Source organism: Nocardioides szechwanensis, from assembly GCF_900103935.1.
Taxonomy (GTDB): domain Bacteria; phylum Actinomycetota; class Actinomycetes; order Propionibacteriales; family Nocardioidaceae; genus Nocardioides; species Nocardioides szechwanensis.
In genome coordinates, this window is sequence record NZ_FNIC01000005.1 from 1 (window position 1) to 21,749 (window position 21,749).

Annotated in this window: 19 protein-coding genes; 16 read left to right on the forward strand and 3 right to left on the reverse strand. The window is 71.0% G+C overall.

The genetic code is table 11. From position 1 onward, the window contains the following. A partial coding sequence (locus BLR90_RS12625) for a transposase (protein ID WP_143016180.1) occupies window positions 1-322 on the forward strand: 322 nt, incomplete at its 5' end. Between the two features lie 11 nt (window positions 323-333). Here BLR90_RS12625 and ispF read toward each other — a convergent pair. After that, window positions 334-810, reverse strand: coding sequence for a 2-C-methyl-D-erythritol 2,4-cyclodiphosphate synthase (ispF, locus tag BLR90_RS12630; RefSeq protein WP_218029504.1), 477 nt, complete (start codon window positions 808-810; stop codon window positions 334-336). Window positions 811-842: 32 nt separating this feature from the next. On the opposite strand from ispF, the gene BLR90_RS12635 reads away from it, so the two are divergent. The 3 genes from BLR90_RS12635 to BLR90_RS12645 all read left to right on the forward strand — a co-directional run bounded on the left by BLR90_RS12635 (window position 843) and on the right by BLR90_RS12645 (window position 4,376). Continuing rightward, on the forward strand, window positions 843-2,390 hold the full coding sequence (locus BLR90_RS12635) for a molybdopterin-dependent oxidoreductase (RefSeq protein WP_245715293.1): 1,548 nt from the start codon (window positions 843-845) through the stop codon (window positions 2,388-2,390). Beyond that, the gene (locus tag BLR90_RS12640; RefSeq protein ID WP_091025590.1) at window positions 2,387-3,124 is read left to right on the forward strand and encodes an SDR family NAD(P)-dependent oxidoreductase; all 738 of its coding nucleotides are present in this window, start codon (window positions 2,387-2,389) and stop codon (window positions 3,122-3,124) included. The genes BLR90_RS12635 and BLR90_RS12640 overlap by 4 nt, the downstream gene beginning before the upstream one ends. A gap of 166 nt (window positions 3,125-3,290) precedes the next feature. Then, on the forward strand, window positions 3,291-4,376 hold the full coding sequence (locus BLR90_RS12645; RefSeq protein WP_091025591.1) for a hypothetical protein: 1,086 nt from the start codon (window positions 3,291-3,293) through the stop codon (window positions 4,374-4,376). Window positions 4,377-4,453: 77 nt separating this feature from the next. Here the strand turns inward: BLR90_RS12645 and BLR90_RS12650 are convergent, their stop codons facing one another. Next, window positions 4,454-5,725 carry a C39 family peptidase gene (locus BLR90_RS12650; protein WP_091025592.1) on the reverse strand — a complete coding sequence of 424 codons (1,272 nt, stop codon included), beginning with the start codon at window positions 5,723-5,725 and terminating at the stop codon, window positions 4,454-4,456. Window positions 5,726-5,810: 85 nt separating this feature from the next. On the opposite strand from BLR90_RS12650, the gene cysS reads away from it, so the two are divergent. From cysS to BLR90_RS12710, 12 genes are all read left to right on the forward strand, one after another. Then, complete coding sequence (cysS, locus tag BLR90_RS12655) at window positions 5,811-7,199, forward strand: cysteine--tRNA ligase (protein WP_091025593.1); 1,389 nt, start codon at window positions 5,811-5,813, stop codon at window positions 7,197-7,199. After that, window positions 7,199-8,143, forward strand: a complete 945-nt coding sequence (gene rlmB / locus BLR90_RS12660) for a 23S rRNA (guanosine(2251)-2'-O)-methyltransferase RlmB (RefSeq protein ID WP_091025594.1) — start codon at window positions 7,199-7,201, stop codon at window positions 8,141-8,143. The genes cysS and rlmB overlap by 1 nt, the downstream gene beginning before the upstream one ends. A 2-nt stretch (window positions 8,144-8,145) precedes the next feature. Continuing rightward, the gene (locus BLR90_RS12665) at window positions 8,146-9,711 is read left to right on the forward strand and encodes a metallophosphoesterase (protein WP_245715294.1); all 1,566 of its coding nucleotides are present in this window, start codon (window positions 8,146-8,148) and stop codon (window positions 9,709-9,711) included. A 28-nt stretch (window positions 9,712-9,739) separates the two neighbouring features. Then, a complete protein-coding gene (locus tag BLR90_RS12670; RefSeq protein WP_091025595.1) occupies window positions 9,740-10,363 on the forward strand; it encodes a TetR/AcrR family transcriptional regulator in 624 nt (207 codons plus the stop codon). Window positions 10,364-10,393: 30 nt separating this feature from the next. After that, window positions 10,394-11,548 carry an acyl-CoA dehydrogenase family protein gene (locus tag BLR90_RS12675; RefSeq protein ID WP_091025866.1) on the forward strand — a complete coding sequence of 385 codons (1,155 nt, stop codon included), beginning with the start codon at window positions 10,394-10,396 and terminating at the stop codon, window positions 11,546-11,548. Between the two features lie 144 nt (window positions 11,549-11,692). Continuing rightward, on the forward strand, window positions 11,693-13,156 hold the full coding sequence (locus BLR90_RS12680) for an ABC transporter substrate-binding protein (protein ID WP_091025596.1): 1,464 nt from the start codon (window positions 11,693-11,695) through the stop codon (window positions 13,154-13,156). A 92-nt stretch (window positions 13,157-13,248) separates the two neighbouring features. Continuing rightward, entirely contained in the window at window positions 13,249-14,736 is a 1,488-nt protein-coding gene (locus BLR90_RS12685) for an ABC transporter substrate-binding protein (RefSeq protein ID WP_091025597.1), read from the forward strand. A 1-nt stretch (window position 14,737) separates the two neighbouring features. Beyond that, complete coding sequence (locus BLR90_RS12690) at window positions 14,738-16,762, forward strand: ABC transporter permease (protein WP_091025598.1); 2,025 nt, start codon at window positions 14,738-14,740, stop codon at window positions 16,760-16,762. Then, on the forward strand, window positions 16,743-17,579 hold the full coding sequence (locus tag BLR90_RS12695; protein ID WP_091025599.1) for an ABC transporter ATP-binding protein: 837 nt from the start codon (window positions 16,743-16,745) through the stop codon (window positions 17,577-17,579). Before BLR90_RS12690 ends, BLR90_RS12695 begins: the two co-directional genes overlap by 20 nt. After that, a complete protein-coding gene (locus BLR90_RS12700) occupies window positions 17,576-18,283 on the forward strand; it encodes an ABC transporter ATP-binding protein (RefSeq protein ID WP_091025600.1) in 708 nt (235 codons plus the stop codon). The genes BLR90_RS12695 and BLR90_RS12700 overlap by 4 nt, the downstream gene beginning before the upstream one ends. Continuing rightward, window positions 18,280-19,923, forward strand: coding sequence for a hypothetical protein (locus BLR90_RS12705; RefSeq protein WP_091025601.1), 1,644 nt, complete (start codon window positions 18,280-18,282; stop codon window positions 19,921-19,923). The genes BLR90_RS12700 and BLR90_RS12705 overlap by 4 nt, the downstream gene beginning before the upstream one ends. Before the next feature lie 5 nt (window positions 19,924-19,928). Further along, window positions 19,929-20,492: a hypothetical protein gene (locus BLR90_RS12710; RefSeq protein WP_143016209.1), complete on the forward strand. Its 564-nt coding sequence runs from the start codon at window positions 19,929-19,931 to the stop codon at window positions 20,490-20,492. A 41-nt stretch (window positions 20,493-20,533) separates the two neighbouring features. Here BLR90_RS12710 and BLR90_RS12715 read toward each other — a convergent pair whose 3' ends face one another. After that, window positions 20,534-21,745, reverse strand: coding sequence for a DUF4032 domain-containing protein (locus tag BLR90_RS12715; protein ID WP_091025603.1), 1,212 nt, complete (start codon window positions 21,743-21,745; stop codon window positions 20,534-20,536). Window positions 21,746-21,749: the final 4 nt, after the last annotated feature.

Sequence of the window (21,749 nt, forward strand, 5' to 3'; positions counted from 1 at the left end):
GCGCCCGCGCACCCGCCCGGTTGCGGTGCTCGGCGACAAGGCCTACTCCTCCCGCGCGATCCGCACTGAACTGCGATCACGACGAGTCCGAGCGGTTATCCCGCAGCCCTCGGACCAGATCGCCCACCGCAAGCGTCGCGGATCGGCCGGCGGCCGACCGCCAGCATTCGACGCCGCGACCTACAAAGGGCGCAACGTGATCGAGCGATCCTTCAACGACCACAAGCAGTGGCGCGGTCTGGCTACCCGCTACGACAAACTCGCCGTGGTCTACCGCGGAGGCGTAGTCCTACGCGCCATCACCATCTGGCTTCGCGAATAGGGAGACACGCCCTAGCTGCCGACGACCAGGGCGGTCGCGATGGCGGCGATGCCCTCGCCGCGGCCGGTGAGGCCCAGCCCGTCGGTGGTGGTCGCGGAGACGGACACCGGCGCGCCCACGGCGGCTCCCAGGGCGGCCTCGGCCTCGGCGCGGCGGGGGCCCAGCCGGGGCCGGTTGCCGATCACCTGGACCGCGACGTTGCCGATCTCGAACCCCGCGTCGCGCACGCGCCGGGCGGTCTCGGCCAGCAGCGCCGCACCGGAGGCGCCGGCCCAGGCCGGGTCCGACGTACCGAAGTTGGAGCCGAGGTCGCCGAGCCCCGCCGCGGACAGCAGCGCGTCGCACGCGGCGTGCGCGGCGACGTCGGCGTCGGAGTGTCCCTCGAGCCCCTCCGGCTCGTCGGGCCAGGCGAGGCCGGCGAGGTGGAGGGGGACTCCGGGGACGAGGCGGTGGACGTCCGTGCCGATGCCGATCCGGGTGTGTTGCACATGTTGATGATGCCTGAGACACAATCGACGGTGTGAAGACGACTCGCGGGGCCTGGGCCCTCGCCGGCGTGCTGGCCGGCGCGGCGGGTCTGGCGACGAGCTACGTCACCGCCAACGTGCTCTCGATCCGACAGTCGCCGGTCGTCGCGATCGCCGAGGACATCATCCGGCTCACGCCGGGCGATGTGGCGGAGACGGCGATCGACGTCCTCGGCCACGCGGACAAGCCCGTCCTGATCGCCGGGATCATGGTCTTCCTGGTGCTGATGTTCGCAGTGGTCGGGCTGCTCGCCCGGCGCACCTGGTGGGCACCGACGCTGGTCTTCCTCGCGCTGGCGCTGGTCGGCGGCCTGGCCGTGCTGCTGCCGAAGGGGAGCGGCAACGCCACCGACGCACTTCCGGTCGCGGTCGGGTTCGTGACCTGGCTCATCGGCCTGTCCGTCCTGGTGGCGCCGCTGCGCAAGGCGGAGGACGCCGGGGCCGCGTCCGACGACCCGGCGTACGACGGTGACGACGCGACGCGGCGTGGGTTCCTGATCGGCGCGGGTGTCATGGCCGGCTCGATCGGCGTCCTGACGGTGGTGGGCCGGTTGGTCGGTGCCGGCCGCCGCGAGGTCGAGCGCCTGCGCAACTTGCTGCGGCTCACGGGCGTGACCCAGCCGGAGCTGCCCCCGGGCGCGCTGGTGGGCGTCGACGACGTCACGCCGTGGATGACCAAGGCCGACGACTTCTACCGGATCGACACGACCATCGCGACGCCGGTGATCGACCCGACCGAGTGGTCGCTGCGCATCCACGGGATGGTCGACCGCGAGGTCGTGATCACCTTCGACGAGCTCAACGAGCTCGAGAAGACTGAGGCCTGGGTGACCCTCAACTGTGTCTCCAACCCCGTCGGGGGCAACCTGATCGGCAACGCGTGGTGGAGCGGAGTGCGGGTGGCGACGCTGCTCGAGCGCGTCGGAGTGCAGGCGGGGGCCGAAGCCGTGCTGCAGACCTCCGACGACGGTTGGACCTGTGTCACCCCGCTCGAGGTGCTCACCGACGACCGCAACGCGATGCTCGCAGTCGCCATGAACGGCGATCCGCTGCCGATCGAGCACGGCTTCCCGGTGCGCACCCTGGTGCCGGGCCTCTACGGCTACGTGTCGGCCACCAAGTGGGTCGTCGACTTCGAGGTGACCCGCTTTGCCGACGCGCAGGGCTACTGGACGCCCAAGGGCTGGGGCGAGCGCGGACCGGTGAAGATGTCGTCCCGCATCGATGTGCCCGGCTCCGGTGACTCCGTCGACGCCGGCGAGGTCGTCTTCGCGGGCATCGCCTGGGCACAGCACACCGGCATCGCCACGGTCGAGGTCGCGATCGACGGCGGCGCCTGGCAGGAGGGCGTGGTCGCCCACCCCGGCACCGACGACACCTGGGTCCAGTGGCGGGCCGTGGCCGACGTCGAGCCCGGCGACCACGTCGTGCGGGTGCGCGCCACCGACAAGGACGGCCTCGTGCAGACCGGGACCGTGGCCGACGTGCTCCCCGACGGCGCGACCGGTTGGCACGGCATCGACTTCTCGGCGTCCTCGTGACTGCCGACTTCGCCGGCCGCCCCGGCGGGGCCCTGGTCGTCGGCGGCAGCGGCGGGCTCGGCCTGGCGATCGCGGCGATGCTCGCCGAGCGAGGCTCCGCGGTCGCGGTCACCTACCGCACCCGGCGGCCCGACGGCGACCACCCGGCGTACGAGCTGGACCTGGGTGACCATGCCGCGGGCGCCGGCGTCGTCGAGCGCGCCGTGGCCGACCTCGGTGGTCTCCACACGCTCGTCTACGCCGCCGGGCCGCACGTGCCGATGGTCCACCTGTCCGCGGTCGAACCGGCGGCGATGGCCACCCAGCTGGCGGCCGACGCGGCGGGCTTCTTCTCCGTCGTGCAACCGGCCCTGCCCCACCTGCGCGCCACGTCCGGTTCCGTGGTCGCGGTGACCACGGCGGCGACCAGCCGCTTCCCGGTGCGCGACGGGCTCTCGTCCGCGCCCAAGGCCGCCGTCGAGGCGCTCGCGCGGGGGCTGGCCGTGGAGGAGGGCCGTTTCGGCGTGCGCGTGAACTGTGTCGGTCCCGGCATGCTCACCGACGGGATGGCCGAGCGGCTGATCTCCTCCGGTGAGCTCTCCGACGAGGCGCTCGCCATCACCCGGCGCAACATCCCGCTGCGCCGTTTCGGGACCGCGGCCGACATCGCCGAGGCCGTCTGCTTCCTCGCCTCCGACCGCGCCGGCTTCGTCAGCGGCCAGAAGCTCGACGTCGACGGCGGCTACTCGGTCTAGCCGAACGACCCAGCACTCACCGGGTCACGCCGCCATCGCGGTGACGGGAGACACCCCGAAGGGTGGGTTGGTGGCGCCGCCTGGGGGTACCCGTAGTCATAGTCACCGCGTCTGCGGTGAATCGTGCTTTATGGGGGGAACAATGAAAATCGTCCTGGCTACAGCCATGTCCATCGTCGCTCTGGCGATGACCTGGATCGGCGCATCGCCGGCCAGTGCCCACACGCCGACCTTCCGCGCGGACTGCGCGGGCGTCCAGGTCCAGGCCACGTCGTACGACGCCGGCCAGGCGAACAAGTGGACCGTCACCATCGACGGAGTGACGCAGAGCGGCACCTTCGGGTCGTCGTTCAGCCAGACCTTCCCGGTGCCGCAGAACGGCGCCACCACCTCGTGGTCGGCCTCCGTCGTCGGCTTCGACGGCAACTACCAGGGCCAGGACTCCGGCACCGTCGGCCCGTGCGGCACCGTGACGCCGCCGCCGCCGACCGACGTCTGCGTGGACCTGCCCGGTGACCAGCCGACCGGTACGTCCTGCACCCCGCCGCCGGACGTGGTCCGTGCGGACAGCAAGAACCTTGAGGGCTGCGACGTCGTGCTCGACGGCACCACCTACGGCGCCGGCTCGCTCACCTACGACGAGCAGTACACCGACACGTTCGTCTTCAACACCACCACGAACACGTGGGACGTCGTGACCGACACCACCGCCACGATCACCAACACCGAGTTCACCCCGTGGTCGGTCCAGGAGCAGGTGGCCAACGGCTGCACCGAGCCGTCCACCCAGCCGCCGGCGATCCAGACCTCGGAGTCGACGAACGACGTCGTGTGTGGTCAGGACGTGGTCGTGACGACCACCGTCGCGACCACGACGCCGTACGTCTACGACGCCCAGACCAACGAGTGGGTGCTCGGCGAGCCGCAGGTGAACACCACGACCTCCGAGTCGCCGGTGACGCCTGAGCAGTGCGAGACCGACACCGGTGTCTCTCCCGAGACCGAGGAGAACACCGTGGTCGTCACCAACGTCGTCACGAACGGTGTGCCGACGAAGACCACGACCCCGCAGGTCCCGAGCTTCGTCGACGCCGGCCTCACCGGCTCGGACACCGCGACCCCGGTGCTGAGCGCCTCGGCCGCGACGGTCGCTGCCGCGCCTTCCGGCAACAGCAGCCCGATGTCGGGCCTGCTGCTGCTGACGGGTGCCGCCCTGGTCCTCGTCGGTGGCCTCAACCCCCGTCGGAGCTGACCCACCCGCACCACCCACCACTGCCGGTCGTTCCCCTCGGGGGGACGGCCGGCAGTGCTGTTACCGAAGCGGACCGGTCACCAGTTGGGGTGGGAGGTGTCCGGGACGGGGTGGGCGGGGTCGGTGATGACGTAGACGGTGCCGCCGGTGGTGGGGAGCCAGGCGTTCTCGAGCTCGCCGCGGTCATAGGTACGGCGGACGCCGGAGCGCTGGGCGGCGGCGGGGTCGTTGACGACCACGTCGCCGGACTCGGTGAAGCCGACGATCACCAGCAGGTGGCCGTCGGACGAGGAGATCGGGGCGCCGGTCAGCTCGCCTCGACCGAAGGCGATCGACGCCACGAGCGGGATGCCGGCGGCGATGAAGAGCTCTGCCTCCTTCAGCGAGCGCAGCCGCGTCACGAACGCGGAGCCGGCCAGGGGAGCGGCGTAGGCGGTGTTGAACGGCCAGTTGCCGGTGCCGTCGTACGACGAGTCGTAGGTCATCCGCGCGGCGTGATCGACCCACGGGTCCGGGTGGCCGGCCGGGACGTAGGAGTACGTGGACGGCTCGGGGAGCGCGTCGTAGTAGGCCAGCACCATCGACGCCGAGGTCGGCGAGCACCAGGCCTCGCCGCCGGCGCCCCACTGCGGATAGTGGCCCTCGTGGATCATCTGGGAGTAGCGCGGCACGTCGAGGACGGTCCCGAGCGCGACGCCGGGGGCCGACGCGGTGACGCCGCCGGTCGGCAGGCGTGAGGCCACCGCACCGACGGTGTCGAGGGTCGGGGTCGGCTTGCCGGGCCGGCGCATCAGGGAGACCCGCAGCTGCCACGACGTGAGACCGGCCGTGCCGTTGCTTCGCCAGGTGTCGACCGCGACCTTGGCAAGGTCGTCCTCCTGGCCGGACACGGTCTGGCGGCGGGTGTACCGGTCGCCCGAGGTCCAGCGCCCGAGCACGTCGTACGACGAGGTCGTGCCGGCGGCGGTGCGCCCGCGGACCTCGACCTCCACCCAGCTGTCTCCCGGGGTGGTCGCCTCCCACGACGCGACCAGCTCGGTGAGCCCGAAGCCGGGCTCGGTCCACGGAGAGACCCAGCGGCCGACCTCGTAGCTGCGGCCCGCGTAGGTGCGGCGACCCTTCGGCGCCTGCACGATGCCGAGCCGTCCCTTGACCACCCGGGTGCCGGACAGGGTGCCGGTGAGGAACTGCGGGCCGGTGTCCCACTGGGAGTAGGCGATCCGGCGCGGGGAGGCCGCCTTCTCGGCTGCCTTCTCGGTGGCCGTGGAGGCCGCTGAGACCGGGGAGACCGGCGCGAGAGCGACCGCCGCGAGGGCGGCGGTGAGCAGAGAGGCAAGCAACCGGGGCATCGCTCCACGATAGGTCACACCAGTAACATCAGTCACACGCTCGCTCGATGCGAGCCGAAACCGCCTCCCCTCCTAGACTTGGCAGGTGACGTTCAGGCTCTATGACACCGCGACCCGCGAGGTCCGTGACTTCGCCCCCCTCGAGGAGGGGAAGGCGGGTCTCTACCTGTGTGGGCTCACCGTGCAGTCCGAGCCGCACGTCGGGCACGTCCGCTCCGGGGTCAACTTCGACGTCCTCCAGCGCTGGCTGCGCCACCTCGGCTACGACGTCACGTTCATCCGCAACGTCACCGACATCGACGACAAGATCCTCACCAAGGCCGCCGGTCAGGGCCGCCCCTGGTACAACCTCGCCTACGAGATGCACCGCGAGCTCGACCGCGCCTACGACGCCCTCAACGTCGCGCCGCCGACCTACGAGCCGGCCGCGACCGGGCACATCCCCGAGATGGTCGAGCTGATCACCGAGCTGATCGCCCGTGACCACGCCTACGCCGCGGCCGACGGGTCGGGTGACGTCTACTTCGACGTGCAGTCCTGGCCGTCCTACGGCGAGCTGACCCGCCAGGGCATCGACGACATGGAGGCCGCGGAGGACGCCGACCCGCGCGGCAAGCGCGACCCCCGCGACTTCGCCTTGTGGAAGGGATGGAAGAAGGAGTCGGAGCCCGAGACCGCCGCCTGGCCCAGCCCATGGGGTAGAGGGCGTCCCGGGTGGCACATCGAGTGCTCGGCGATGGCCGGCAAGTACCTCGGCCCGGCCTTCGACATCCATGGCGGCGGCGTCGACCTGCGCTTCCCGCACCACGAGAACGAGCAGGCCCAGTCCCGCGCGGCCGGCCGACCGTTCGCGTCGTACTGGATGCACAACGCCTGGATCACCACCGCTGGCGAGAAGATGAGCAAGTCGCTCGGCAACTCGCTTACCATCCCTGCGGTGCTGAAGAACTACCGCGGCATCGAGCTGCGCTTCTACCTGCTGATGGCCCACTACCGCTCCCACGTCGAGTTCAGCTTCGAGGCGCTCGACGAGGCAGCGGTGGGGCTGCGGCGGATCGAGCACTTCCTCGACCGGGCGCCGGCGGCCGAAACCGGCGACCTGCCGGCCGACTTCGTCGCGGCGATGAACGACGACCTCGGCACCCCCGCCGCGATCGCGGTCCTGTACGACGCCGTCCGCGAGGGCAACCGGCTGCTCGCCGCCGGTGAGGACGCCACGCCCCACGTGGCCCGGGTGCTGGCGATGCTCGACGTGCTCGGGCTGCACCCCGACGACAGTGCGTGGGCGACCGGTGGCGGCGACGACGCCAAGCTGACGGCGGCCGTGGACGCGCTCGTCGCCGGGCTGCTCGAACAACGGGCCCAGGCCCGGGCTGACAAGGACTTCGCGCGCGCGGACGCCATCCGCGACCAGATCAAGACGGCGGGGATCGAGATCGAAGACACCCCCTCCGGGGCAAGGTGGACCCTCTGATGGCAGGCAATTCGCAACGCAAGGGCGCGATCCGCAAGACGAGCAAGAAGCCGGCCGCCGGCTCCGGCGGGAGGGTCAAGCGCGGTCTCGAGGGCAAGGGCCCGACCCCGAAGGCGGTCGAGCGGCCCTACCACAGGGCCTACAAAACCGATCAGAAGCCGAAGTCACAGCGCTCCGGCGGCGCCCGCCCGCGCCGCAAGGGCACCGACGTCGAATGGATCGCCGGGCGCAACTCCGTGGTCGAGGCGCTGCGTGAGGGCGTCCCGATCACGGGCCTCTACGTCGCCGAGGGCGCCGAGCGCGACGGCCGGCTGCGCGAGGCGTTCAAGCTCGCCGCCGACAAGGGCCTCAACATCTCCGAGGTCAGCAAGGGCGAGCTCGACCGGCACACCTCCGGCGCGGTCCACCAGGGCCTCGCCGCCCGGATCCCGCCCTACGAGTACGCCCACCCGGACGACCTGCTCGACATCGCCGCGGCCAACGTCGAGAAGCCGCTGATCGTGGCTCTCGACTCCGTCACCGACCCGCGCAACCTCGGCGCGGTCATCCGCAGCGCGGCCGGCTTCGGCGCGCACGGCGTGGTCATCCCCGAGCGTCGCGCGGCCGGCATGACCGCCTCGGCGTGGAAGAGCAGCGCCGGCGCCGCGGCCCGGATCCCGGTCGCCCAGACCGTCAACCTGGTCCGCCAGCTCAAGTCCTTCCAGGACGCCGGCTGCATGGTGGTCGGCTTGGCCGCCGACGGTGACGTCGCGCTGCCCGACCTCGACCTGGCCGACGGGCCCCTGGTCCTGGTCGTCGGGTCCGAGGGCGACGGGCTCTCGCGCCTGGTCGCCGAGACCTGCGACCAGCTGGTGTCGATCCCGATGGCCAACAACGTCGAGTCGCTCAACGCCGGTGTCGCCGCGTCGGTGGCCCTCTACTCCATCGCGCAGGCGCGGGCCTGAGCGTGCCCCCCGAGGCCGTCGAGGACCAGGCCGTGCCCGGCCCGCCTCGGCGGTCCTGGCGGCCGGTGACGCGTGGGGCGATCGGCCTGGCCCACTTCGGCGCCTGGCTGACGCTGACCCTGTTCGTCGCGGCGCTGCTGTTCGTGCAGAGCAGCCGCACGACCACGTTGGCCAGCCACGACGCGGTCATCCGGCCCGACCTCAGCGGGCGGGTGGTTCTGCACACCGGCCCCGTGCTCCCGGACTTCCGGGTGGAGTCCGGGACCTGGATCGGTGCCGACATCCGCCTCGGCAAGACCGACGTGGCCTCCACCGAGGCGCTGGTCGAGCGCTACGCCTACATCGCCAGCCAACCCGACGGGCAGATCCAGAAGGTGCGGGACGCCCTGGTCTCGATGGCGGTCGACGCGTTGGTACGGGGCGCGATCCTCGCCCTGGTCCCGGTGTTGGTCTGGGCGCTGGTCGGTGCGACCCGGCGTCGTCAGCTGCTGCGCAACGCCCGCAGCCGGCAGGGCGTGCTGGCGTTCCTGATCGTGCTGCTGATGGTCATCGGGCTCTGGGAGCCCTGGGCGCCCGAGGAGGAGCGGGTCGAGGACGCCACCGACTGGATGGCCCTGGCGGAGTTCCTGGGGCCACAAGTAGCGCTGCCCGAAGCACTGGAGAGGGTCGAGGTGCGCGGCGACGCCACCACTGTCGAGACCCGCCGGATCATCGAGAGCGCGGTCGGCTCCTACGCGAAGAGCGAGGAGTTCTACGCGGAGGCGGCCACCGCGGCCGCCGAGCTCGGGCTGCGCGAGCCCGAGGGGGGCGAGACGGTCGTCGTGCTCGTCTCCGACCGCCACGACAACATCGGCATGGACGCCGTGGCCCGCGCGATCGCGGACCGGGGCGGCGCCACCGAGGTCTTCGACGCCGGCGACGACACCTCCAGCGGCAAGACCTGGGAGGCGTTCTCCCTCGACTCGCTGACCGCCGCCTTCGACGACTTCGACGGCCGCTGGGTCGCCACCGGCAACCACGACCACGGCGACTTCGTCGGCAGCTACCTCGACGAGCGGGGGTGGACGGTCCTGGACGGCGAGATCGTCGACGGGCCTGACGGCAGCCGGCTGCTCGGGGCGCGCGACCCGCGCACCAGCGGCCTGGGCGCGTGGCGCGACGAGGTGGGACTGAGCTTCGAGGAGGTCCGCCAGCGCCTGGCTGACGAGGCGTGCGCGGCCGATGCCGACGGCGAACGGGTCGCGACCGTTCTGGTCCACGACGCCGACCTCGGCACGGAGGCACTGCGCCGCGGCTGCGTCGACCTGGTGCTCGGCGGCCACCTTCACCTCCAGGAGGGCCCCACACCGGTGACCGGCGTCAACGGCGAGACCGGCTACGTCTTCACCACCGGGACGACCGGCGGGGCGGCGTACGCCATCGCGATCGGCAGCAAGGTCAGGCGCCCGGCCCAGGTCACCCTCGTGACGTACGCCGACGGACGGCCGGTCGGGGTGCAGGGGGTCGTGCTGCTCTCCAACGGCACGTTTGAGGTTGCCGACTTCCTCACCCTGGATTACGGCTCCTGAAGGGCCTCCGGGGTATTAGTGTTACCGCATGGAAACCACCCCGCAGCGCCTCATCGAGGCGGCAACGCAGGGCTTCGCCGAACACGGCATCTCGACCGCGTCCCTGGTCGAGATCACGCGTCAGGCAGGCCAGCGCAACCGGGGGGCCGTCCACTACCACTTCGGTGGCCGTGAGGGACTCCTCGTCGCCGTGCTCGCGCAGCATGCCGGCTTTCTCGGCCAACGCGAGCGCGAGCTGCTCGCGATCGCCCAGCAGCGACCGGATGACGACCTCGCCTCGGTGGTCGAGGCGATCGTGCGCCCGACCGTCGAGCTGGTCGAGCAGAGCACCAGCGGCAGCAACTACCTGGTGATCCTGGCCGAGCTCTTCGAGCGGGACCCGTCGTCCTACTCCCCGGAGATCGAGGCCGTGCTGGCCCGCACCGGCGGCTACGAGGTCTACGCGCTGCTCCGCGAGCGGATGCCGGCGATGGACGACGAGCTGCGCGCCGAACGGTTCGCGCTGATGACTTTCTTCGTCCTGGGCTCGGTGGCCCGCCGGGTCCGCACCGCGGGCAGTGACGGACGCGCCCAGCTGGGGACGGCCTGCTTCGTGGACAACCTCGTGGCGATGGCCTCCGCGATGCTGACCGCGCCGACCGTCCGCGCGTAGCCCCGGTCCTCCGGTCATAGGGTGGGCGGCGTGCCGACCACCGTTGACCGACTGCTGCCCGACGAGGATGCCGAGGCGCTGCTCGAGCTGACCCGTGACATCGCCACCCGCGAGCTCGCCCCGAGCGTGGACGCGATGGAGGAGCGGGCGGAGTTCCCGGCCGACGCCTACCGGCTGCTGGGCCGCTCCGGGCTGCTGAGCCTGCCGTTCGCCGAGGAGCACGGCGGCGGCGCCCAGCCCTACGAGGTCTACCTCCAGGTGATCGAGGAGATCGCCACCGCCTGGCCCAGTGTCGGGGTGGGCGCGAGTGTCCACTCGCTGACCGCCACCGTGGTGGCCAACAACGCCTCCGACGAGCAGTGCGCGACCTGGCTGCCGCGGATGCTGGCCGGCGACTGGCTCGGCGCCTACTGCCTCTCCGAGCCGCAGGCCGGCTCCGACGTCAGCGCCATCGCCACCAAGGCCGTGCTCGACCCGGGCACCGACGAGTACGTCGTGACCGGGACCAAGCAGTGGATCAGCAACGGCTCGTGCGCCGACTACTACATCCTGTTCGCCCGCACCGGCGAGGACCCCAAGCGCGGCCTGTCCGCGTTCATCGTCCCCGCCGACACCGCGGGCATGTCGTTCGGCGCACCCGAGAAGAAGCTGGGCCTGCACTGCGACGTGACCACGCAGGTCATCTTCGACGGCGCCCGGATCCCCGCCGCCCACCGGATCGGGGCGGAGGGGGCCGGGATGAAGGTGGCGCTCTCGGCGCTCGACGCCGGCCGGCTCGGCATCGCCGCGGTGGCGACCGGGATCGCCCAGGCCGCGCTCGCGCACGCAGTGGCCTACGCGTCCGAGCGGCGCCAGTTCGGCCGCACGATCGGGGAGTTCCAGGGGATGCAGTTCCTCCTGGCCGACATGGCCGCCGACACCGAGCGCGCACGTGCGTCGTACCTCCACGCCGCCCGGCTCAAGGACGCCGGCCGGCCCTACTCGCGGCAGGCGAGCATCGCCAAGCTGACCGCCAGCGACGCCGCGATGCGGGTGACCACCGACGCGATCCAGGTCTTCGGTGGCAACGGCTACACGCGTGACTACCCGGTCGAGCGGCTCTTCCGCGACGCCAAGGTGACCCAGATCTTCGAGGGCACCAACCAGATCCAGCGCATGGTCATCGGGCGCGACCTTCTGCGCTGAGCCTGGTTCGGCCGCCGCATCTCAGTCGGTGGTCAGAGTCTCACTCGGCGGTACGGCCACTTTGTGGCTGGCGTCACCTTTGGGGCACGGTCTCGTTACGAAACTGATACCGGTTCTAGTTCTACCCCCCATTGGAGCGTCACCGTGCCCCCAGTCCGGCGTACCCCCCTCGCCATCGCAGCAGGCGTCCTCGCCATCACCATGCTCCTCGCGGCCTGCGGATCGCAGCTCGAGCCCAGCTCGATGACCGACGCCAACGGGCAGCCACTCGCCGAAGGTGAGGTGCCCGGCCAGGTCGTCGACCCCGGCGGCACAACCGGTGGCACGACCGGTGGCACGACCGGCGGGACCACGGGTGGCACGACCGGCGGTACGACGGGTGGCACGACCGGCGGGACCACCGGAGCCGAGCAGCCCCCCACCGGTGGAGAGACCGCGCCCCCGGTCCCGGAGGGCCAGAAGGGCTCCTGCGACGGGTTCAAGAACACCACCGGCGTCACCGACGACACGATCACGATCGGCAACGCCTCCGACGTCTCCGGGCCGGTCCCGGGCCTGTTCGAGTCCAGCCAGGACGCCACCAAGGCGTTCGTCGCCTACTTCAACGCGTCCGTCCCGGACGGCATCTGCGGGCGCAAGCTGGTCCTCAAGACCTACGACAGCCGCACCGACGCCTCTGCCGACCAGCAGGCCTACACCGCCGCGTGTGACGAGGTGTTCGCGATGGTCGGCTCCATGTCTGCCTTCGACTCCGGCGGCGCGCCCACCGCACAGGACTGCGGGCTGCCCGACCTGCGCTCGGCCGCGGTCACCAACGAGCGCAACGCCTGCTCGACCTGCTTCGGGGCACAGTCGACGCTGACCGGCCAGGTCCAGAACGCTGTGGCCGACTTCGTGCTGAAGAACTACGGCGAGGCCGGGCAGCACGCCGGGTTCCTCTACATCAACGCCGGCGCCGCCGCGCAGAACGCGGTCAAGCAGGCCTCTGCGTGGGAGAAGCGCGGCATGAACTTCGACTACGTCAAGGGGATCGACATCTCGGAGTTCAACTACGCGCCCTACGTCCAATCGCTGAAGGACGAAGGCATCGAGGTCGTCTTCTGGACCGGCGCCTACCAGCAGTCGGTCCGCCTGCGGCAGGCGATGGACCAGCAGGGCTACGAGCCCAAGCTCTACCTGCGTGACCCCACCGACTACACGCCCGAGTACGTCGAGTCCGGCGGCGACGCCGTCGACGGCACCGTCATCTTCACCAACTTCGTCCCCTTCGAGGAGGCGAGCTCCAACCCCGAGATGACCAACTACCTGGCCTACCTCAACCAGGTGAAGCCCGGTGCGGACCCCGGCTTCTTCGGCGTCTTCTCCTGGTCGGCGGCCCGGCTCTTCGTCGAGCTCGCCACCCAGCTCGGGGGCAAGCTGTCGCGGGCCACCCTGATCGACGCGATCAAGAAGACCGACAACTGGACCTCCGAGGGGATGCACGCGCCCCAGCACGTGGGGCCGAAGCAGACCGGTGAGTGCTGGCGCTTCATCCAGCTCAACGACGGCCGCTGGAGCCCGGTGGACGGTCAGAAGAAGTACCTGTGCTCGGGGCTCACCAACGGGTGACCAGACCACTCGTGGGCGGGTGGGTGACGACCGTCACCTCGGGTGCCCACAGTCGTTGATCTGCTACGCGTTCTAGTTCAGTGGAGGAAGCAATGGTTCGGCTGAGACGAGGCCCCGTCGCCGGGGTTGCCGGGGCTCGCGCCCTGGCCGCGTTCGCCCTCGTGGCGACGCTGGCGGCGTGCGGCTCCCAGCTCGATCCCGAGCAGGTCTCCGCGGTCGACGGGGGTGTCGCCCCCGGCGCCGCCGCTCCTGGGGCCGACGGGAGCGTCCCTGGCGGGACCGTCCCGGGCACCGACTCCGGCGTCCCGGGCACCGACTCCGGCGTACCGGGCACCGGCACCGACACCGGGTCCGGGTCCGACACCGGCGCCGCGCCCGGCGCCCCGGGTGCGGAGGGGACCGGCACCGAGGAGAACGCGCCCGACGGCGGTGCCCCGGCCGCCAGCTGCGACGGGTTCAAGAACGCCACCGGCATCACCGACGACAAGATCACCCTCGCCAACGTCTCCGACATCTCCGGCCCGGTGCCCGGGATCTTCGAGTCCGCCCAGCAGGCGACCCGCGCGTTCGCGGCGTACTTCAACTCGACCGAGACCATCTGCGGCCGCACGCTCGACGTGCTGCTCCTCGACAGTCGCGCCGACGCGGGTGCCGACCAGCAGGCCTACAACCGGGCCTGTGACGAGTCGTTCGCCGCCGTCGGCTCCCAGTCGGCCTTCGACTACGGCGGTGCCGCGGCCGCGCAGGACTGCGGGCTGCCCGACCTGCGTGCCTACTCCCTGTCGACCGAGCGAACCAACTGCACGACCTGCTACGCCGCCTACGGCGTACGCCCGGGCCAGGTGCCCAACGCGATGCCGCAGTTCTGGCTGAAGAAGGAGCCGGAGGCCGTCAAGCACGTCGGCATGCTCTACGTGAACGCCGGTGCCGCCCCCGAGAACGCCGAGGCGTTCCAGAAGGCCTGGACGGCCAACGGCTGGAACATCGACTACTTCAAGAGCATCGACGTCTCGGAGTTCAACTTCGCGCCCTACGTCCAGCAGATGAAGGACGCCGGCATCCAGTTCGTCAATTACACCGGGCCCTACCAGTTCACGGTCAAGCTCCAGCAGGCCATGGCCCAGCAGGGCTTCGAGCCCAAGGTGTTCCTCCAGGACGCCACGATCTACGACGAGCGCTACGTCGAGGAGGCCGGCGACGTCGGCGAGGGCTCGTACGTCTACTCGCAGACCAACCTCTTCGACGACTTCTCCATCGCGGAGATGAAGCTCTACCGCGCCTGGCTCGACCAGGTCGCCCCCGGCGCCACCCCCAACATCTACGGCGTCTACGCCTGGTCGGCCACCCGCCTCTTCGTCGAGGAGGCGGTCAAGCTCGGCGGCAAGCTCGACCGCAAGACGCTGCTGGCGGCGCTTGCGAAGGTCCGTGACTGGACCGCCAACGGCATGCACGTCCCTCAGGACGTCGGTGCCAAGACGACCGCCAACTGCGCGTCGATCATCCAGCTCAACGGTGGGAAGTGGTCCAAGGTGTCTTCTGGCGAGTTCCTGTGCGGCTCCATGTCGAACGTGGGGGGCTGACATGAGCTCCTTCGTCTCGTTCACGATCTTCGGCCTGGTCTCCGGCGCCGCCTACGCCATCGCGGCGAGCGGCCTGGTCCTGACCTACACGACCACGCGCGTCTTCAACATCGCGCACGGCGCGTTCGGCATGGTGATGGCGTTCGTCTACTGGGACTTCGTCACCCGGCAGGGCTTTCCCACGTGGGTGTCGTTGGCGCTGGTGCTCCTGGTGGTGGCCCCGGCGACGGGGTGGCTCGTGGCTCGGTTCGTCACCAAGGGTCTCGGTGAGGGGCCCGTGTCGGTCGCGCTGGTCGTGACGGTGGGTCTGTTCGTCGGGCTGATCGGCCTGGCTCAGCAGCTGTGGCCGCCGGCCGCGCGCTACGTCGCGCCCTTCTGGCCGGAGAAGAGCTTCCAGATCGGCGAGACCTTCATCACCGGCCACCAGGTCATCACGATCCTGTGCTCGGTCGTGGTCGCGGTGCTGCTCTACCTGCTGCTCAACCGCACCCGGATCGGGACGGCGATGCGGGCCAGCGTCGACAACCCCGAGCTGCTCAAGCTGTTCGGCGGCCGCCCCGAGCGGGTCGCCTCCCTCTCGTGGGCGATCGGCATCTCGCTGGCCGCGCTGGCCGGCGTGCTCCTGGTCTCCGTCGTCGGTCTCGACTACTACGCGCTCACGCTGCTGGTCATCAACGCCTACGCCGCCGCCATGCTCGGTCGCCTCAAGAGCCTGCCGCTGACGTTCGCCGGCGCCATGGCCCTGGGACTGCTGACGTCGTACGCCTCGGCGTACCTGCCGACCGAGGGGCTGCTCAACAGCGTCCGCAACGTCGTGCCCGCGCTGTTCCTCTTCGCCGTGATCGTCCTGATGCCCCAGGCCCAGCTGCGGATCGGGCAGGTCAAGGGCATCGTGTCCGCGCCGCTGCCGTCGCTGACCAAGTGCCTCGGCTGGGCCGGCGCGCTGCTGGCGTTCGTGGCCCTGCTCGCCGGGTGGCGCAGCGAGGCCGACCTGCTGCTGGTCGGGACCGCCGCGACGTACGCGATCGTGATGCTCTCGCTGGTGCTGCTCACCGGCTACGGCGGGCATGTGTCCTTGGCGCAGCTCACCTTCGCCGGGGTCGGCGCGCTGGCCTACGCCAAGCTCGAGCAGCCCAACCTCTACGGCCTGCTGCTGTCCGCGCTGATCGCCGCCGGAGTGGGTGCCCTGGTGGCGCTGCCAGTGCTGCGGCTGACCGGGCTCTACCTCGCCCTCTCGACGCTCGCCTTCGCCTCGATCATGGACAAGATGATCTTCCAGGCCGACTTCGCGTTCGGCTTCAACGGCACTCTGCCGGCGGGGCGCCTGGGCATCCTGGGCCTGTCGATCGAGTCCACCGGGGCCTACGTCTTCACGATGGCCGTGTTCCTGGTGCTGGTGGCCTTCGGGCTGCTGCTGCTGCGCCGTGGGGTGATCGGGCGGATGTTGATCGCGATGCGCGACAGCCCGGCCGCGTGCGGCACGCTCGGCCTGGACATCCGGTGGTTCCGGGTTGGCCTGTTCGGGATGTCAGCCGGTATCGCCGGTCTCGCGGGCGCGCTGTTCGCCGGGCTCCGGGGCACCATCGGCAGCGCCGACTTCCAGTCCTTCAACAGCCTGCCGCTGCTGCTGCTCGCGGTCGTCTTCGGTGTCACCTCGGTGACCGGGGCGGTCCTCGGCGGCACCGGCCTGATGTTGCTGCCCGTGCTCTCGAGCGGCGACCCGCAGCTCGGCGGGCTCCTCTTCGCGATCATCGGGTTCGGAGCCGTCTTCGCCGGCCGCGACCCCAACGGCCTGGCCAACCTGCTCTTCCGGCTCGGCCGGATGGGCGAGAGCCGGCTGGGCTCGCAGATCCGGGCCAAGCTGCCGGTCCTGCCGGGCCGCGGCGAGCCGGACCCAGATCAAGGACCGGTCGACGACGGGTCGGTCGAGGTCGCGCTGTTGGACAACGGCTCAGCCGTTGGGCCAGTCGATGGGCCGGTCGAGCCCGTGAGGGAGGTGGGTGCGCATGTCGCTACTCGAGGTTGACGACGTCGTGGTGCAGTTCGGTGGAGTCACCGCTGTCAACCACGCGAGCTTCACCGCCGAGGCGGGCCGGATCACCGGTCTGATCGGACCCAACGGTGCCGGAAAGACCACCTGCTTCAACGTCATCAGCGGCCTGCAGAAGCCCACCGAGGGCAAGGTCCGCTTCGACGGCAAGACGGTCAACTCCACGCCGGTCCACCGCCGCTCCAAGCGCGGCATGGCCCGGACGTTCCAGCGGCTCGAGGCCTTCGGGTCGCTGACCGTGCGCGACAACGTGCGCGTCGCCCTCGACATCCACCGCGGCCTGGCGGGCCTCGTCAAGCCCGGCAGGGCCGACATCGACGCCCTGCTCGAGCGGGTCGGCATCGCCGGCTACGCCCAGGAGCGTGCCGACTCGATCCCCACGGGCACGGCCCGGCTGCTCGAGCTGGCCCGGTGCCTGGCCGGCGACCCCAAGCTGCTGCTGCTCGACGAGCCGTCGTCCGGGCTTGACGAGACCGAGACCGACAGCTTCGGCGACCTCCTCAAGGACCTCGCCGCGGAGGGGCGCGGCGTGCTCATGGTCGAGCACGACATGGACCTCGTGATGGCGGTCTGCGATGTCATCCACGTCCTCGACTTCGGCCAGGTGATCGCCTCGGGCCTGCCCACCGCGATCCGCTCCGACCCGTTGGTGCAGAAGGCTTACCTCGGCTACTCCGACGTGGAGGAAAGTGAAATGTCCGACGAGACGCGTCATGACCTGCCCGCGGTCGACGTCACCACAGAGATCCCGGTCGTCGCCGGGGCAGTAGGCACGAGGGAGGCCGGACGATGAGTGTTCCGATCCTCGAGGTCGTCGACCTCCACGCGGCCTACGGCCGGATCGAGGTCCTGCGTGGCGTCGACCTCGCCGTACCCAAGGGCGCGGTGATGGCCCTGCTGGGCCCCAACGGCGCCGGCAAGTCGACCCTGGTCAAGGTGATCAGCGGCCAGAAGAAGGCGACCGACGGCGACATCCACCTCGGTGGCGTCAACGTGCGCAACGCCGCCCCCGAGGAGCTCGCCCGGATCGGGCTGTGCACGGTGCCCGAGGGCCGCTCGGTGTTCCCCAACCTCACGGTCCAGGAGAACCTCACCCTCATGTCGTACGCCGGCGTGCCGGCCGAGGCGGTCCTGGAGACGGCCTTCACCTACTTCCCGCGCCTGCTCGAGCGTCGCTCGCAGCTGGCCGGGACGATGTCGGGCGGCGAGCAGCAGATGCTCGCCATGTCGCGGGCGCTCGCCTCCGACCCGGCGCTGCTCCTGCTCGACGAGCTCTCGATGGGGCTCGCCCCGCTGATCGTGGACGAGCTCTACGACACCGTCGCCCAGATCGCGTCGAGCGGTGTCTCGATCCTGTGCATCGAACAGTTCGCCCGCACCGCCCTCCGTGTGTCCGACTACGCAGCCGTCATGTCCGGCGGACGCGTGGTGGCCTCCGGGGAGCCCGACGAAATCATGGAAACCATGTCCGACGTCATCCTCGGAGGTGCCGCATGAAGCGGCGTTCGCTCACTCTCGCCCTGCCCCTCGTCTCCGCCGCGCTGGTCGGGGCGACGCTGCCCCTCGGTGGCGGCAGCGCCGCCGCTGCATCCGCCGAGGACCCCGCGTTCAGCGGGTTCGCCGCCGAGGTGTGGGGATCCCCGATCGAGATCGAGCTCTACGAGCCGACCATCCCGATCCCGTCGACCCCGCAGGCGGAGTTCCTGCTGGGCTACAGCCACGTCGAGGCCGACTCCGGCAGCGCGAGCGGCCGGTCCAGCTGGATCTGGCCGGGCGACTCGCTGGGCGAGGGCGCGAAGACGGTCTTCGAGAACCTCGGCCTGCCGGCCGAGATCTCCGGCCCGATCGCGGCCCAGGGCTACCCGATCCAGGTCAACTCCAACTACCCGTCCGGCCCCGAGACGGAGATGGACGAGCCGTTCCCCGGCACGATCCAGCGCACCGGCGCCGACGAGGGCAAGGTCTACGCCACCACGGCGTACTCCACCGACTGCGAGACCCAGGGCGACGACGCCGAGGGCGGCGGCGGCGAGGGCGGCGGCACTCCCGGCCTCCCCGAGCTCCCGGTGCCGCTGCTCGGGTCGCTGACGTCGAGCCTGACCGGCACCTCGTCCACCTCCTCCGAGCCCGCCGCGGCGGCGGGGACCGAGGAGCAGGCCGCAGCCGAGGAGGAGACTCCCTGCCCGATCCCGGCCGCGCTGGCCGCGGTCGTCGACATCGGCGGCTACAGCTCCAACAGCAGCATCGTCAACACCGACTCCCTCGTCGAGGGCGTCAACCGCGCCGCGGTCAGCGAGGTCAGCCTGCTCGGCGGCATCGTCAAGATCGGCAACGTGCGGGCCGAGGCCGTGGCCCGGAGCAACGGCAAGAAGGGCAGCGCCGAGGGGGTCGCCGACTACGGCGTGGTCACCATCGCCGGCCAGAAGTTCCGCTTCGGTCCCGACGGGTTCGAGGGTGGCGGCCAGAACGCCGAGATCCCCGGCCTGCCCGACGAGCCGAAGGCCGCGCTCGCAGAGCTCGGCATCACCTTCTCGACACCCAAACCGGTCTACGAGTTCGAGGGCGACAGCGCTCACAGCCGTGTGGTCGGCCTGACGGTCGAGATCGACCTCAAGACCGTCAACAAGGTCCTCACCCAGCTGCCGCTCAACGACATCTTCATCGAGCTGCCCGACGACCTCGGCCCCCTCAAGAGCGCCCTGCTGTCGGCCGCCAACCTGTCCTCGCGGGTCAAGGTCAACCTGGCGGTCGCCGACGGCACCGTCGACACGGTCCAGGGCATCGACGTACCGACCCCGACCACCGAGCCGGAGCCGGAGCCCGAGGGCGAGGGCGGCGCCGCCGGCGGCAACACCGGTGGCAGCACGGGCGGCGTCTCCGCCCCGCCGGCCTCCAGCACCCCGACCGTGCCGGGCGCCGACAGCGCGCCGGTCGCCGGTGAGCTGCCGGTCGACGCGGCCCTCACCTCCGGACTGCCCAAGCTGTTCTCCATCCCGGGGCTGCTCCTGATGGCCGGCCTCGCCGGTGCTGTCCTCGCCGGCAGCTACATGCGTCGCATCGGCGCGCTCGCCCTCGGCGGCGGCGGTGCCTGTTCCCACGGCCTCGACAGCGGCCTGCCCGACCTCCGAAAGGCATGACCACCATGAGCACCACGACCACCCCCGCCAGCGGCGCCCGCACGGGCAGCCTCAACGCCGGAGCGCTCCCGCGCGCCGGGACCCGCAGTGGCTCGGGCGCCGCCCCCCTGAAGAACAACTACTCCCAGCTGCTCCAGCTGGTGCTGTTCTGGATGGGCGCGATCCTGATGCCCACGGGCATCATCGTGATCCTGCTCGGCTACTACGGAGTGGCCAACGCGGTCTTCGACTTCGACCGTGAGGCCTACGCCTACTCCGGTGGTTTCCTCGGTCTGGCGCTGACGTTCTGCGGCGGGTTCCTGTACTTCGGGGCCTGGCTGGCGCGGATCGCCGACGACAACCGGGCGGCGTCCAAGCGCCTCGCCGACACCCTGCTGGTCCTCGCCGACGTGACCTCGCGCTCGGCGGCGCTCAGCGAGAAGGGCGTCGACACCTCGGCGCTGCCCGTCGTCGCCGGCAACGGCACCACCATCCACCGCCGCGACTGCGCCCTGATCGCCCACCGCGAGGACCTGGCCCCCGCCGGCGACAACCCCAACCTCACCGCCTGCCGCGTCTGCAAGCCGTGAGCTGACTTCGTCAACGGTGATTTTGGTCAGTTTCGGGCGGGTCAACTCGGAGGAGTGGTGAGGGCCTCGTCGGGGCGGCTGGGGAGGACGTTGGCGATGTAGTCGCGGGCGGTGTCGAAGATGTTGACCTCGTGGCCGGCACGCTCGGAGAGGTACCACCGGTGCACCAGCACCTCGTGGAAGAACTCCGCGGGCGGGAGCTTGCCCCGCTGGTCGGCCGGGATCATCGCGACCAGCGGCTCCCAGATCCGGGTGAGCCAGCGGTTGGCGACCAGGGTCTTGTCCTCGCGGCCGAGGTCGTAGTGGGCGGTGAACGACGCGATGTCGTTGAGCAGTCGCCGGGCCTGGCCGTCCTCGGCGTTGATCCCCGTGAGCGCCTGGAGCTCGCGGCAGTGGTGGCCGAGCTCGACCACCTTGGGCTGGATCCGGACCTGGTCGCCGCCGAGGTCGGTGACGATGTCGAGCTCGTCGACGTCGAAGCCGAGCTCGTTGAGGCGCTCGATGCGCTGCTCGATGCGCCACATCTCCTCGGCCGAGAACTCCTCGACGTCGGTCAGCTCGGCCCAGAGGGCGTCGTACCGCTCGCTGATCGAGCGGGCGATCTCCAGGGCGTGGGCGTGCTCGTCGAGCGACCCGCTGGCCTGGAGGTCGAGCAGCTCGGCGAAGACGTTCTCGGTGGCGATCGTGAGGTCGTACTCGCGCATCTGCGGTGACAGGCTGCTGCGCAGCTCGCCGGTCTCGGCGTCGACGAGGTAGGCAGCGAAGCCGCCGGCGTTGCGGCGGAACAGCACGTTGGAGAGCGAGACGTCGCCCCAGAAGAAGTTCTCCAGGTGCAGCCGCACCAGCAGGACCACCAGGGCGTCGATCAGCGACGGCACGTTGTCGGCGTCGAGACCGTGGGCGAAGAGGCTGCGGTAGGGCAGCGAGAACTGCAGGTGCTCGGTCAGCAGCGCCGCAGGGAGCTCCTCTCCCGCGGCGTCGACCCGGCCGGTGACCACCCCCTGGGACACGACGGCGGGGAGCCCTAGCCGCTGGAGGTCGCGGAGCAGGCGGTACTCACGGAACGCGATCTCGTCGACGGTCTCCTTGACGGCGTAGGTGCGCGGGCCGAGGCGCACGATCCGTACGACGTGCCGGGACAGGCCGCGCGGCAGCGGCACGACGTAGTCGTCGGTCCAGTCCTCGAGCGGGGTCGACCACGGCAGGCTCAGCAGCGCGGGGTCGGGCCGGTTGGCCACGAAGTGGAGCGCCATCGGG